This window comes from Povalibacter uvarum (assembly GCF_014202975.1).
GTDB lineage: Bacteria > Pseudomonadota > Gammaproteobacteria > Steroidobacterales > Steroidobacteraceae > Steroidobacter > Steroidobacter uvarum.
This window is the reverse complement of sequence record NZ_JACHHZ010000002.1, coordinates 105439-119739: the sequence shown is the minus strand read 5'-3', so window position 1 is coordinate 119739 and position 14301 is coordinate 105439. Positions and strand designations below refer to the sequence as shown.

Genomic DNA, 14301 nt, shown 5'->3' with positions numbered 1-14301 from the left:
GCCGTCCGACGCGCTCTTGTGATTAACTGCCGCCATGGCAAGAACAGTGAAATGCGTGTTGCTCGGCGTCGAAGCGGAAGGCCTCGACAAGCCGCCCTATCCAGGCGAGCTCGGCCAGCGCATCTACGACAACGTGTCGAAGGAAGCGTGGCAGCGTTGGGTCAAGCACCAGACGATGCTGATCAACGAGTACCGTCTCTCGCCGATCGAACCGAAGGCGCGGAAGTTCCTCGTTGCGGAGATGGAGAAGTTCTTCTTCGGTGAAGGGTCGGAGAAGCCGACGGAGTACGTGCCGAAGGGGCAGTGACCGTCATTCCCGCCTTCGCGGGAATGACAGGGGGGGCGGCGAAATCGTCGTCAGCGATTCGCGACCATCGCCGGCGAGTCCGCCATCCCTCGCAACACCTCGCACACCCGCGCAAATTCCTGCGCGATGCGCTCGATGTCCTGGCCCCATGCGCCACCGACGCCGGCCTTGGCTCTCGATTCCATCGTCTGCGCCATGTTGGCGAGTTCTTCGATGTGCAGGTTGCCTGCGGCACCTTTGAGCTTGTGAGCCGCACGGGCGAGTGCCTGAAGGTCGCCTGCACGCGCAGCGGTTCTCATTTCCTGCACGGTTTCTTCGGCGCCGAGCATGAAGGTCGTCACCAGTTCGGCGGCGAACTCCGTATCGCCATCGGCGATCTCATTCAGGCGCGTGCGCATCGATACTTCGCCAGTGCCTGAGGGGGCAGGGGTTTCGAGTATCTGCTCCTCACGGGCCACGGCGGTCATGAAGCGATCCAGTACGTCCTGCAGGCGCGTGATATCGAGCGGCTTGGTCAGATAGTCGTCCATGCCGGCTTCGAGGCACCGTTCGAGCTGGCCCATCATCGCGTTCGCTGTCAAAGCGACGATCGGTGTGCGCGCTCCGTCAGCTTCGATCTCGCGGATGCGCCGTGTGGCTTCGAGCCCGTCCATCACAGGCATCTGCATGTCCATCAGCACGAACGCCCACGAGTCCTTGCGGTAAGCATCGACTGCCTGCTGGCCGTCGCCGACGACGTGGACATCGCAACCCAGGCGTTCGAGGAAGCGCCGTGCGACGCGTTGATTGATGGCATTGTCTTCGACCAGCAGAACCTTCCCGCTGTAGCGACGCGGCACTTCGTTCGCGATCAGCGTGCCGCGCGTGATGATCGGCTGGCTGCGCATATGCCAGTCCTGGGCATCGCGGGCGAGCGACTTCTCGAGACACTCGAGAAGTTCGCGCGTGCGCACGGGTTTCGTGAGATAGGCCGAGAAGCCGATGTTCGCGAACTTCTGGATATCGCCCGAGCGATCGAGCGAGGTGAGCAATACGAGGCGTGCCGGCGGGATCGAGCGGTCGTTGACGATCTCCTGGCCGAGCATCGCGCCGTCCATGTCGGGCATGTGGTAGTCGAGCACCACAACATCGAACGGCGCGGTGTCGGGATCACGCAGCACAGCGAGCGCACTAGCAGCGGATTCCGCCGCATCGACGTCGTATCCCGCGTGATGCAGCTGTGCCGACAGAACGCGGCGATTGGTTTCGTTGTCGTCGACGAGCAGGACGCGCTTGCCGCGAGGCATCACCGGCTCGTGATTCTCGTCGCTGCTCATCGACGCGGAATCGAGCGGCAGCGTGAACCAGAAGGCCGAACCCTTGCCGACTTCGCTGTGCGCGCCGACCTGGCCGCCCATCATTTCGACGAGCTTGCGTACGATCGACAGGCCGAGGCCGGTGCCGCCGAAGCGACGCGTGGTCGACGAGTCCGCCTGCGTGAAGGGCTGGAAGAGTTTCGCGAGCGTTTCGGGCGGGACGCCGATACCCGTGTCGCGGACTTCGAAATGGACGAGCGATCGGCCGCTCTGGCGCCCGAGCGAACACACTTCGAGCACGACTTCGCCGCTCTGCGTGAATTTGATCGCGTTGCCGACGAGGTTCAGCAGGCACTGGCGAATACGCTGCGGATCGCCGATCACGTGCTGAGGCACTTCCGGCCGCACGTTGACGACGAGCTCGAGGCCCTTGGCCGCGGCCTGGAAAGCCATCAGCGAGCCGACTTCGTCAACGTTCAGATTGAGATCGAGATCGATGTTCTCGATGTCGAGCTTGCCGGCCTCGATCTTCGAGAAGTCGAGAATGTCGTTGAGGATCGTCAGCAGCGAGTCGGCGCTGGCACGGATCGTTTCCGCATAGTCGCGCTGCACGCGATCGAGATTGGTGTCGAGCAGCAGCCCGGTCATGCCGATCACGCCGTTCATCGGCGTGCGGATCTCGTGGCTCATCGTCGCGAGGAACGTGCTCTTCGCGCGGCTCGCAGCCTCTGCGTCTTCGGTCGCGCGCACGAGGGCTTCGCGGGCAGCGCGGGCTTCCGTGACGTCGAACATCGAGCCCGACAGCAACGTCGGTCGGCCGTTCTCGTCGCGCTGTGCGGTTGCGCGGCTGTGGATCCACACGATGCGCCCGTCCTTGCAGACGAGGCGATACTCGATATCGAAAGGAGTGTGGTCGCGGAAGTGCCTGCGCGTGACTTCGTCCATCAGCGACCGGTCGTCCGGATGCATCATGGCGTAGAGAGATTGCACCGTCGTGGGCAGTTCGCCGTCGGCATAGCCGGTCAGGTCGTAGAAGCGCGGCGATACCCAGCAGTTGCCGCTGCGGGCGTCGATCTCGAACAAGATGTCGGTCGTGCCGGAGACGGCACGCTGCAGTCGAGCCTGCACTTCGCGGAGCTGTTCGGTCTGGCGTGCAATCTCTTCGAACGCTTCTTCTTCGCGCGTGACTTCCCAATCGACACCCAGCACGCCCAGCAGCGCGCCGCTGCGATTGCGCATGAGGCGACCATGGAACTGGAAGTGCTGGATCCGACCGTCGGCATGCAGCACGCGATAGCGATGCTGGATGCGGTCATCGCCGCCGGGCAGCGATTTCAATGCGTAGACGAAGATCGCCTTGTAGGCAGACTGGTCCTCGGGGTGGACGAGGGTGTTCGCGTAATCGTTGCCCGTGAACCGGGTAGCGCCGCCGATGCGGTGAACGAACGGACTGTCTTCCGACACCGTGACGGTGTCGCTGCGGACGTCCCAGTGCCACATCGAAATGCCGGCCGCCTGGTTCGCCATCGTCATGCGTTCGGCGGTGTTGCGTCGTTCGTTCTCCGCGGTCTCCACGCGCTGCAACGCGATCTTCAGTTCTTCGGTCTCGTGCTTGGACTGCGCAGCTTCCGCGAGCGCGATCGCCTCGGCGCGCGACTTGCGCATGTGAGCGCTGCCGTACAGCGCGGTCACGAGGATCGCGAAGACGGTGACGGAGTGGTGCTCGAAGTAGACCCACGAACTCCCGTCGTAGCTGGACGCGATCGGCGCCGCGAACAGCAGCACGCAACCGAGAGCCGCAACGACATTCACGTGCCAGGGTCGATTCGACGACAGGCTCAGCGTGACCGCGAGCACGTAGCCGATGCCGACGACGGCATCCATCGTGTTCATCAGATCGAAAGCGAAGACCAGCAGACACAGCGTCAGCATCCACGGCAACAGATTGCGCCGCTGCTGCTGATCGTCGAGTCCGGACTTGATGATGGCGCGCCGCTGGTCTTCCGGAAGACGCATCAGGCCCCGCAGATAGAAGCGCAGGCCGAAGGTGGCGAACAGCAGCAGCGAAACGATCAGCATGCCGACAGCGTTGGCGGACAAGTAGGACTGACCGAAGAGCCGGCCGATGACGGCACGCTCGCGATCGAGCGGCAGGTTGAGGAGCAGTACGCCACCGGCGCGATCGTTCACCGCGTAGCGAAGGAAGACCTGGCCGGCCGCGTTGGTGAAATCGATGTGCGGCTGCTGCGGATTGGCTTTGAGCTTGGCGACAGCTGCGGTGATGAACGGATCGCTGACATCCGTTTCGACTGGCGCTGTCAACGCGTTCGGAAGGTGGCGCGAGGTGAAGGAGCGCTCGTCCTTGTCCAGATTGCCCTGCGAGCCGTTGGACAGCAGTGCCTCGGTGATCGCATATGCTTTGGAGATCGCGACATCGGCACCGATGCGCTGCGCGACGACCTTCTTCTGCAGCAGCAGGGGCGTGCCGGCGATGGACACGAACAACACCAGCACCAGGATCGCCACGACGGACGCCTGGCCAGCCAGTATTTCGATCACCCCGCGCGATTTCATCCCCGCACCTTAAACAGTATTTTGTCGAGACAACGGCTCGGGTCCGCAAAACTGGACCCTGGTTTCGCTGTCGCGGCGACCCACGCGCAAGGACGGTGAGATCCGTCACGTCGCCCGCACGCACCGACGAATCAGCGGAAATGTTATGTAATCGACGGGGGGCGGGCCTCGCAACGAGGAGGCACCGGAAACGTGAGGTGCGTGTCGATGGATCGGCATCATTGTGATGCCGATCACAGCATGCGGCTTACTGCGGGCGGGTCACGTTTCCTACAGGCCGTCCCGGATGGCGAGTGGCCCAGCGGGAGAGAACCTGTCGGGCGCCGTTGCGATTGGGATCCATGGCGCCCTCGTGGCCGTTGACGCGAGCAGTGAGCTCGACGACATAGCCGTTCGGATCGCGCAGATAGATCGATCGGATGAAGCCGTGATCGCTGATGCCCCGGACTTCGTGGCCTGCCATGCGCGCCTTGTCGAACATCGGCTGCAACACTTCCGCATCGACCTCGAGCGCAATGTGCAGGTCGAAGTCATGTTGCGTCTTGAACTCGAAAGGCATGCCCGGTACTTCGAAGAATGCGAGGTACGAACCGTCATCGAGCTCGTAGAACGTATGCAACGCCTCGACCGACCGGCCGGTGCACGTTTCGAGAATCTCCAGGGCACTCGCGAGCGGCAAGCCGAGGAAGTCTTCGTAGAACCGGCGCGTCTGTTCCGAGTCCCGGCACCGATACGCGTTGTGATGAAGTCCCCTGATCATGCAGCGCGCGCCTGCAGCGAGAGGGATTCGAACGAAGCATTGACGTACGGCTTCACGAGGTAGGTGTAGAAAGCGTCGTTCGCTACGGACCATGCCGGACGATCCTTCATGCGCGCGATCCAGCGGGAAATGTTCGGCCATGCACTGAAGTCGATGTGCGCCGCCTCGCCGAGCGTCACCGATGCAATGCCGAAGTAGTCGGCGATCGTGATCTGATTGCCGCACACATAGTCGTTGTACGGGCCGATCCATCGTTCATCGAGAACCTGCAGCCAGCGAAGCGCGTTCGTACGGCCCCAGGCGAGTGTCTGCTGCTGCGCATGTCCATCGGGACGCTGATGATTCGGGAACAGTTGCGGATAGATGAAGCCGTAGCACAGCTCGCGCGAAAGACCTGTGTTGAACCAGTCCATGCGTTCGTTGACGCGGGCACGCTGGCGCGGATCGATGGGATAGGCGCGAGAGCCGACGCGATCCGCAAGGTACTTGAGAATCGCCGAGCTTTCGGTGAGTCGGAAGCCGTCGTCGTCGAGGACCGGTACTGCCTGATTGGGATTGATTGAGGCGAATGCGGGCTGCACATGCTCGCCCGCCACGATGTCGACGAGCTGATACTCGAGCTCGACGCGATTGTCTGCGGCGAACAGCATGATGGGGCGGCTCGTCGTCGAGACCGGGTGGTAATAGAGCTTCATGAAAGTCCTTGAGGGGTGAGCGCGCGTACGCGCGTCGAGGACCTGCACTCTAAGGGCCGGCTGGCAAGCGCAAATCCGCCGAAAGAGCCACCGCAACGGCCGCGTACGGGCCATCTGGGCGGCCGTATCGCGCAGGAGCCGTCGGATTCGGCAGAATGGCGTCCTTACGGCCCGAAGAGTGTCGATCATGCTGACAGTCCGCCGCCTCCGATGGCTTCCTTCGCTCCTGCTCGCGGCGGCGTGGGCTTGCGGAGCCGCACCGCTCCAGGACGGTCCCTATTTGATCGCTCAACCAGATGGCAGCTGGCTCGCGCGCACGGTGGCTGGTGATTCCGCGGCGCCGGAGGTGATCGACCGGAAGGTCACTGGCGGAGAAGTATTCACCGTTGCCGCCGTCGGAGCGCTTCCCGCTTTCCAGGTTCGTGTCCGCGGCCCCGAGAAAATCGCAGCGGACACCGTGAAGCTCGGGCGCACGACTGCGCTGTTCGTGATCGCTGACACGCATGGCGAGTATCAGATCCTGGGCGAGCTGCTGCAGAAGCAGAAGATCGTCGATGCCTCGATGCGATGGTCTTTCGGCAAAGGCCACGTCGTCGTGCTGGGCGATGTGTTCGATCGTGGACCGAACCAGATCGAGATTCTCTGGCTGTTCTATGAACTGCAGGCGCAGGCCGCGAAAGCCGGCGGCGGCTTGCATTTGCTGATCGGCAATCATGAAGCCATGGTGATGGGCGGCGATCTGCGCTACCTGAATCCGAAGTACGGTCGCGTTGTCGATGCACTCGGTGCGAGCTCGTACGCGCAGCTCGTCGGTCCGGATACGTTGCTGGGGCAATGGCTGCGAACGAGGCCGGCAGTGCTGAAGATCGGCAACTTCCTGTGTCTCCACGGCGGTATCTCGCCGGAGCTGGTCGAACGGAAGCTGGGGCTTGCCCAGATCAACTCGCTCCTGCGAGATGTTCTGAACGGCGTGTCTCTCGAGGGTGAGCGACAGTCGCAGGCGAGCTTTGTGATGGGTCGGTCGGGGCCGCTGTGGTATCGCGGCTATTTCGCGGACGTCGCGGAACAGGTCGCGACGTCAGAAGACGTGAATCGGATGCTGGCCGCCTTCGGCGCAACGAACATCCTGGTCGGTCACACGCGTGTCGAGACTGTGACCGCTCTCTACGGTCGACGGGTCGTCGCCGTCCAGGTGTATCCGCATCGCGATGAGTCGAGCGGTGCGGCAGTGATGGAGGCGCTCAGAATCGAAGGCCAGCGTTTCCTGCGCGCCGATATTTCCGGCAAGTCGGAACCCCTGTAGCGACGAGCCCACGCCAGCGGCAGGCTGAAGTCGACATCCGGCTCCCTGCGAGACGGAAAACCGGATGTCGATCTGGCGAGCCGCATCACGCGATCTGCGTGATCGTGACGACGCCGCGTGCAGCGGAAGCCATCGACTCGACGCCCATTGCGCCGACGGCGAGTGAGGCGCTGACGATGAGCACTGCGAGTGCGAGGCAGACGACGGTGCGGACGAGCGAAGGATTGACCTGGATGGCGAACATGGCGATTACCTCTTGAGTTTGTGTCGATGCGTCCGTGTGGACGCCCCGTGCTACGTATTGCAGGGGTCGTGCCAACTTTGGATTCACGACGAACGACGCAAAAGAGGCCGAAAAACCCAGCGTTTGCGCAGCAGCGCTTCGCTGTGAGCGGTCGGGCCGGCTACTCGGAGGTGTCCGCGAGTGTCCGACTGTCACGCACAATGTGTCCGGTGTCCGTGGTCCGGACTGTCCGGTAGGCTTGGAAATCCGTCATCCCCGCGCAGGCGGGGATCCATCTTCGCGGGGACCGGGGACGATGGATTTCCGCTTTCGCGGGAATGACGCAGTGTCATGCAAAAAACAGGAATCCTCGCGATGCCCCAGCTTCTTCGCCGTCTGATGCGTGCAACCGCGCTCGCCGCAACGCTGCTGCCCGCATTCGTCATCGCGCAGTCGGACGTACCATATCGCTCGGTGGATCCGTTCATCGGCACGCAGGGCAACGGCCACACCTTCCCCGGTGCCGTCGTGCCGTTCGGCATGGTGCAGCTCAGTCCGGACACGCAGACCCGGTACTTCAAGGAAAGCTATCCCTGGGCCGCCGGCTACCAGTACAACGATCCGACGATCCTCGGCTTCTCGCACACCCATTTCTCCGGCTCGGGTCACTCCGATCTCGGCGACGTCCTCGTCACGCCGATCAGCGGCGACGTTCGACTCGAGCCCGGTGACATGCAGCAGCCGCGATCGGGTTATCGCTCGCGATTCAGTCACGACACTGAGCGCGCCGAGCCGGGCTACTACGCGGTGACGCTCTCCGACTACGACGTGCGTGCGGAGCTGACGGCGACGACTCGCGTTGGCCTGCATCGTTACACATTCCCCGCTGGCCAGCCTGCGCACGTGCTGGTCGATTTGCGATCGAGCATCTACGACTACCCGGGCAAGGTTCTGTGGTCGCGCATTCGCGTCCGGCCCGACGGTACCGTGACGGGGTTTCGGGAAACCCGTGGATGGGCGCGTGGTCGCCAGCTGTATTTCGCGATGCGTTTCTCGGCGCCATCCAGCGCGCATGCGTTCCACAACCGGGAGACCAAGCCCGAGTACGATCCGAACTTCGTGCCCTGGTTCTCACGAACGGACATCGACTATCGCGAAGGCCGCGGTCTCGTTGCCGTCTTCGATTTCGCGGGGCTCGAGTCGTCGCAGCTCCTTGTGAAGGTCGCCCTCTCACCGGTCAGCGAAGAGAACGCGCTGCGCAACCTCGATGCCGAAGTACCCAACTGGGATTTCGACGCGAAGCGTGCAGCCGCTGCCGATGCGTGGCGCGGAGCGCTCGGTGTCGCTGACATCGAAGCGCCGGAGCCGATGCGAAAGATGCTTTACACCGCGCTGTATCACAGCCTGATGGCTCCCAGCGTCTTCATGGATGTGGACGGCTCCTATCGCGGTCCTGATCTCGGTGTGCATCGCGCGGACGGGTTCACGTTTCGCTCGACGTTTTCGCTGTGGGACACGTATCGCGCATTGCATCCGCTGCTGACGCTGGTCAGGCCGCAGGCAGACAACGACGAGTTCGTGCGCTCGCTGCTGGCGTCCTATCGCACGAGTCCCGATGGTTTGCTGCCCGTGTGGCAATACCACGGGCAGGAAACGTGGACGATGATCGGTTATCACGCGGTACCGGTCATCGCCGATGCCTATTTGAAAGGCATAAGAGGCTTTCCCGCCGACGAGGCTCTCGAAGCCATGGTGGCCAGCGCATCGAAGGAACGCTACGCCGGGCTCGGCGACTACATCAGAACAGGCTGGGTGCCATCGGACAAGGAGCGCGAGGGCGCATCGAAGACGCTCGAGTACGCGTACGATGACTGGACGATCGCTCGCATGGCGGAGTCGCTCGGCCGCAAGGACATTGCGCAGCAGTTCGATCGACGGGCGGGCTACTGGCGCAATGTCTTCGATCGCAAGACAGGATTCGTGCGGGCACGAAAGAGTGACGGAGGCTTCCGCGAACCGTTCGATCCCGCGGTCGCAGGCTATGGTGGCGACTACACCGAAGGCAACGCATGGCAGTACACGTGGTACGTGCCGCACGACACTGCGGGTCTGATCGAACTCATGGGCGGCAATCGGCGCTTCATCGCAAAGCTCGATGAGCTGTTCGACGCAAAGGTGGACGCCAAGAGCTTCGAGCACGTCGAGGACATCAGCGGACTGATCGGTTACTACGCACATGGCAATGAACCGAGCCATCACGTCGCTTATCTCTATGCCTACGCCGGCGAACCCTGGCGGACGCAGGAGCGACTGAAGCAGATCGTCGAAACGCAGTACCACGCGAGTCCGGAAGGGCTCTCGGGCAACGATGATCTCGGTCAGATGTCTGCGTGGCTCTTCTTTACGGCGATGGGCTTCTATCCCGTGACACCCGGTTCAGGCGAGTACGTGATCGGCCGGCCGTTCGTGGACAGGATGGCGCTGAACCTGCCGAACGGTCGGCGCTTCACCATCGTGACCGAAGGGCTCAGCGACGCGAATCGCTACATCGGTTCGGTCAGTCTCAACGGCGAGCCGCTGCCGCGCGTGTTCCTGCGGCATGAAGAAATCATGCAGGGAGGCGAGTTGCGCTTCGTCATGCAGGCGAGGCCGAACAAGCAGTGGGCGACGAAGGCGTCGGCGCGGCCGTATTCGGTTAGGAGGAGCGGTTAGCGGTTGGCGGTTGGCGGTTAGAGAGAGGAGACGTCCGGCTAAAGCCGGACCCACAGCAGAAGTCCCACACGCGAAACTCAGACTTCTTGCTATCTCAAGAAGCCCATCAGCTCCTCATACAACACTTGCGGGCACTGCTCCGGCATCCAGTGACCGCAAGGCAGCGCCTTGCCGCTGACTTGCGTCGCTCGCGGCTGCCATGTCGCCAGCACGTCGTAAAGCGCGTGCATCGCGCCCTGGGCGCCCCACAGCACGAGCAGCGGACATTCGATTCTTCGATTGAGGTCGGCCTGATCGTGCTCGAGATCGATCGTCGCAGCGGCACGATAGTCCTCGCACATCGCGTGAAGCGTCGCGGGGTCGTTGCCGCAACGCAGGTACTCCGCGAACACTTCTTCCGGAATGACCCCAGGGATCAGTCCGCGAAACGGCCCGGATCGAAGAAAGAATTCGAGGTTGTTGCCGAGCAGGGTCTCCGGCATGGGCGCGGGCTGCGGCAACAGGAACCAGTGAAAGTAGGCAAGGCCGAGGGCGCGCGTGACCGTCGAATAAACCGTGTGCGTCGGAACGATGTCGAGCACGGCGACACGATTGACCGCCTCCGGATGATCGAGCGCGAGTCGATGGCTCACGCGCCCGCCACGATCGTGGCCCACGATGGCGAATCGCTCGTAACCCAGCGCCTTCATGACGGCCACCTGGTCGCGAGCCATCGCGCGTTTCGAATGACCTTCGTGATTGACGCCGTCCGCAGGATTGCCGCTGTCGCCGTAGCCACGCAGATCGGTAGCAACGACAGTGAAGTGCTCTGCGAGCAGTGGTGCCAGGCGATGCCAGATCAGCAGCGTTTGCGGCCATCCATGCAGCAAGAGCAACGGTGGCCCGCTGCCGCCCACGACGCCGTTGATGTGAACCTCACCCGTGTCGATATGCAGCGGCTTGAACCCCGGAAAGAATCGAAGCGAAGCGCCGGTCGGTGTGGCCATGCAGCAGTCCCCCTGGCCGAAAGTGTACGCGGATCGACCGATTCGCGGCACGCCGCCGGCGTATGCTTCAGGCTCGAATCAGAGGGACTGGCCGATGCTTCAACTGCGACCCAACTGCGAGTGCTGCAATACGGACCTGCCGCCGGATTCGACACACGCCATGATCTGCACATTCGAATGCACGTTCTGTCGTGAGTGCACGGAAGGCGCGCTGCAGGGGCGTTGCCCGAATTGTGGCGGCGAGTTGCTGCAGCGGCCGCGGCGGCCGGCAGCGGCGCTGGCGAAGTATCCGGCGTCGACGCAACGGATTTACAAGCCACGAGGAGAGCCGGCTAGCCGTTAGCCAGCTATCCGGCTAGCCAGATTCGGAGAGCCACAGTTGCTTACTCTGGCTGGCAGCTAGCTGGCTAACGGCTAGCTGGCTTCCTTCATTGCAGCTTTCTCGGCTCGAGCAACTGCACCGCGAACTTCTTCTCCACATCCGTCCAGGTCCGCACTGCCGAGAGCTGGGCAGTCGCTGCGAGATTCGCGAACCCTTCCAGCGTGTACTTGTGACAGTACTCCGTCCGCATGTGCTCACCGCGGCGGAACTGAACCGGCGTTCCTGCAACGGTGACCGTCTGATCGCGCTTGCTGATCAGGTGCATCTCGATGCGGCTCGCATCCTCGACCCACAGGGCTTCGTGCTGAAAATTGCGAAGGTCAAAATTCGCACCGATCTCGCGATTGATATGGCGCAGCGCGTTGAGATTGAACTCCGCCGTGACGCCGGCCGCATCGTTGTAAGCACGGCGCAGCACGTTGAGATCCTTCTTCAGGTCGATGCCGATGAGCACCGCGCCTTCATTGCCCACGATCTTGTGCATCCGATCGAGCAACTGTGCCGCCTGTTCCGGGCTGAAATTGCCGAGCGTTGAGCCGGGGAAATACACGACGCGCCTCTGCGCCGACGCTACCTGCTTCGGCAGGTCAAACGGCTGCGTGAAGTCAGCGCACACGGGCGCGATCTGCAGCGTCGGATAGTCGCGTGCCAGCGTGCCTGCAGCTTCGATCAGATGTTCGCGCGCGATGTCGACCGGCACGTACGCTACCGGCGCCACGAGATGGTCGAGCAGCAATCGTGTCTTCTGGCTCGTCCCGCTGCCGAACTCGATCAGTGCTGCCTGCGGCCCGATGATCTGGGCCATCTCTGCGGCGTGCATCTGCATGATTCCGAGCTCCGTCCGCGTGAGGTAGTACTCAGGCAGTTCGCAGATACTGTCGAAGAGCGTTGAACCGTACTCGTCGTAGAACCAGACGGCCGAGAGCTCTTTCGGCGTCTTGCGCAAACCATCGAGAACGTTGCTCGTCAGAGCGTCGGCATTGGGGGCGGGAAGGGCATTGGGACGCTTCGACATCGGTGATTCCTCGACGAACTGACGTGAAAACTGTGCGTTCTACAGGTCGCGTGCGAGACGCAACCCCATGAACTGCCAACGCGCTTGAGGGTAGAAGAAGTTCCGGTACGTCTCGCGTACGTGATCCGCGGGCGTTACGCAGGAGCCACCACGCAACACGAGCTGGCTGCACATGAACTTGCCGTTGTACTCGCCCAGCGCGCCAGGCGCCGGGCGATACCCGGGATATGCGACGTAGGGAGAAGCAGTCCACTCCCACACGTCGCCAAACAACTGCCGGAGCTTCTCGCCGCCGCTGGCAGGTCGCGGGTGCAGGGAAGACGTCGCCACATCGCGCAACAGATTGCCGTCGATGTGGCTGCGCGCAGCGGCGAGTTCCCACTCCGCTTCCGTAGGCAGGCGAGCGCCTATCCATCTGGCATATGCGTCCGCTTCGAAATAACTCAAGTGACACACCGCGGCCGCCGGGTCGATCGGCTGCAGTCCTGCCAAAGTGAACTCGGCATCCAGCGATTCGGACCAGTACAGCGGCCGCGTCCATTGTTCGCTGGTCACCGTCGACCAGCCATCGGAGAGCCAGAAATCCGCCCGCCGATAGCCGCCGTCGCGAACGAACTCCAGGTATTCGGCATTCGTCACGAGTCGATCGGCGAGTGCGTAACCTTCAACGAGCGTGCGATGACGCGGCATCTCGTTGTCGAAACAGAAATGCTTGCCGCTTGCGCCGATCTCGCCGATGCCGCCGTCGAAGCTGACGAATCGAGTCGGTTCGACAGGCTGCCACACCTGATTCGCGGTCGTCGGGCGATAGGCGGGCAGCAATGGATTCGAAGAGAGCAGGTGCTTGAGATCGGTGAGCATCAGTTCCTGATGCTGTTGCTCGTGATTGAGACCGAGCGTCACCAGTTCGCCGACGCGATCGGCGGTGTCTTCGCTCGCCAGCAACTGCTGCAGGTGATCGTCGATGTGCTTTCGGTAGCTCACGACCTCATTCACCGTCGGCCGCGTGAGCAGCCCGCGACGAGGACGCTGATGCATCGGACCGAGCGCCTGGTAGTACGAGTTGAAGAGATAGTCGAAGCGCTCATCGAACGGCGTGTAACCACGCGCATGCGGCTTGAGCACGAACTGTTCGAAGAACCAGCTCGTGTGCGCGAGATGCCATTTCACCGGACTCGCATCGGGCATGCTCTGCACGACGTAGTCTTCGATCTCGAGCGGTTCGCAGATGGCGAGCGACGTGGAGCGGATTCGCGAATAGCGGTCGGCTAGGGATTCTGCCGGCGCGCGGTACGCCGCGGTCGTATTCCCGATGCTGGCCATAAGTGGCTCCTTATATATGTATGGGCCGGGATATGGGTTCGCGCTGCGGCGCAGGCAGTCCGTTGGAACGTCTGGTACCACTGCAAAGTTGCAACCGCGCGAACCACGCCAGAATGCCCATCCTCGCCCTTTCGAAACAGCCACTTACGTCACCCATACATCGCTTGGAGGCTAGCAACCCAAGTCCGGCCCGTCTGGGACAATCCTGCTCTTAGTCGTTAGCGAATCGCCCAAAGGCGAGCCTTTCCCGGCTTTTCCTTGACGGCCCGGCGGCCCGCCGTTTTAATACGCGCCCCTCCGGCCTTCCGGCCCGAGTCCGGGGCTCATGCCCCGCTTGCCCATACCGTGGCCAGGTAGCTCAGTTGGTAGAGCAGCGGACTGAAAATCCGCGTGTCGTTGGTTCGATTCCGACCCTGGCCACCATTCCCTCTGTTTGCCGATCGCGTTGATCGTCGCAGTCAAACACGACACGACGCGTCAGCATTGCCCGCGGACGGCATGATTTGTCCGGGCTTCCAGTGTGGTTGACGGGACGACAGCTCAGGTCATGTCGCGTCTTCGTTCGTACGCTATTGAGCGAGGCGTGTGGACGGACGGATCAGTGAGGTCGCCGGCTGCGTTTGTCGGTTGAGTTCGAAGACTGCCCGCCGGTGTCCTTCGTAGATCTAGCGCGTGGCACTGGAGCAATGAGCGTCGCGGGTTGACGTATTTCAGCGTCAGCTCGTG

11 protein-coding genes and 1 tRNA gene are annotated in these 14301 nt (G+C 62.5%); 5 read left to right on the top strand and 7 right to left on the bottom strand.

Annotated elements, in window-relative coordinates:
- Positions 1-34 precede the first annotated feature (34 nt).
- The gene (locus HNQ60_RS06805) at positions 35-307 is read left to right on the top strand and encodes an oxidative damage protection protein (RefSeq protein WP_184330295.1); all 273 of its coding nucleotides are present in this window, start codon (positions 35-37) and stop codon (positions 305-307) included.
- A gap of 50 nt (positions 308-357) precedes the next feature.
- Here the strand turns inward: HNQ60_RS06805 and HNQ60_RS06800 are convergent, their stop codons facing one another.
- The 3 genes from HNQ60_RS06800 to HNQ60_RS06790 form a co-directional block, all read right to left on the bottom strand.
- On the bottom strand, positions 358-4176 hold the full coding sequence (locus HNQ60_RS06800; protein ID WP_184330294.1) for a hybrid sensor histidine kinase/response regulator: 3819 nt from the start codon (positions 4174-4176) through the stop codon (positions 358-360).
- A 247-nt stretch (positions 4177-4423) separates the two neighbouring features.
- Complete coding sequence (locus HNQ60_RS06795) at positions 4424-4936, bottom strand: VOC family protein (protein ID WP_184330293.1); 513 nt, start codon at positions 4934-4936, stop codon at positions 4424-4426.
- Positions 4933-5631 (bottom strand): glutathione S-transferase family protein, encoded by a 699-nt coding sequence (locus tag HNQ60_RS06790; RefSeq protein ID WP_184330292.1) that lies wholly within the window; start codon positions 5629-5631, stop codon positions 4933-4935. Before HNQ60_RS06790 ends, HNQ60_RS06795 begins: the two co-directional genes overlap by 4 nt.
- Positions 5632-5818: 187 nt before the next feature.
- Between HNQ60_RS06790 and HNQ60_RS06785 the strand changes: the two genes are divergently transcribed.
- Positions 5819-6934, top strand: coding sequence for a metallophosphoesterase (locus HNQ60_RS06785; RefSeq protein WP_184330291.1), 1116 nt, complete (start codon positions 5819-5821; stop codon positions 6932-6934).
- Between the two features lie 85 nt (positions 6935-7019).
- Here HNQ60_RS06785 and HNQ60_RS06780 read toward each other — a convergent pair whose 3' ends face one another.
- Positions 7020-7178: a hypothetical protein gene (locus HNQ60_RS06780; protein WP_184330290.1), complete on the bottom strand. Its 159-nt coding sequence runs from the start codon at positions 7176-7178 to the stop codon at positions 7020-7022.
- Between the two features lie 354 nt (positions 7179-7532).
- Between HNQ60_RS06780 and HNQ60_RS06775 the strand changes: the two genes are divergently transcribed.
- Complete coding sequence (locus tag HNQ60_RS06775; protein WP_184330289.1) at positions 7533-9869, top strand: GH92 family glycosyl hydrolase; 2337 nt, start codon at positions 7533-7535, stop codon at positions 9867-9869.
- 89 nt (positions 9870-9958) lie between these two features.
- Here the strand turns inward: HNQ60_RS06775 and HNQ60_RS06770 are convergent, their stop codons facing one another.
- Positions 9959-10855, bottom strand: coding sequence for an alpha/beta fold hydrolase (locus HNQ60_RS06770; RefSeq protein WP_184330288.1), 897 nt, complete (start codon positions 10853-10855; stop codon positions 9959-9961).
- 94 nt (positions 10856-10949) lie between these two features.
- On the opposite strand from HNQ60_RS06770, the gene HNQ60_RS28275 reads away from it, so the two are divergent.
- A complete protein-coding gene (locus HNQ60_RS28275) occupies positions 10950-11198 on the top strand; it encodes a DUF1272 domain-containing protein (protein WP_184331791.1) in 249 nt (82 codons plus the stop codon).
- A gap of 85 nt (positions 11199-11283) precedes the next feature.
- Here the strand turns inward: HNQ60_RS28275 and egtD are convergent, their stop codons facing one another.
- Positions 11284-12252, bottom strand: a complete 969-nt coding sequence (gene egtD, locus HNQ60_RS06760) for an L-histidine N(alpha)-methyltransferase (protein ID WP_184330287.1) — start codon at positions 12250-12252, stop codon at positions 11284-11286.
- Between the two features lie 39 nt (positions 12253-12291).
- On the bottom strand, positions 12292-13575 hold the full coding sequence (gene egtB / locus HNQ60_RS06755; protein WP_184330286.1) for an ergothioneine biosynthesis protein EgtB: 1284 nt from the start codon (positions 13573-13575) through the stop codon (positions 12292-12294).
- Positions 13576-13922: 347 nt separating this feature from the next.
- Between egtB and HNQ60_RS06750 the strand changes: the two genes are divergently transcribed.
- Positions 13923-13998: transfer RNA gene (locus HNQ60_RS06750), tRNA-Phe, on the top strand.
- Positions 13999-14301 lie beyond the last annotated feature (303 nt).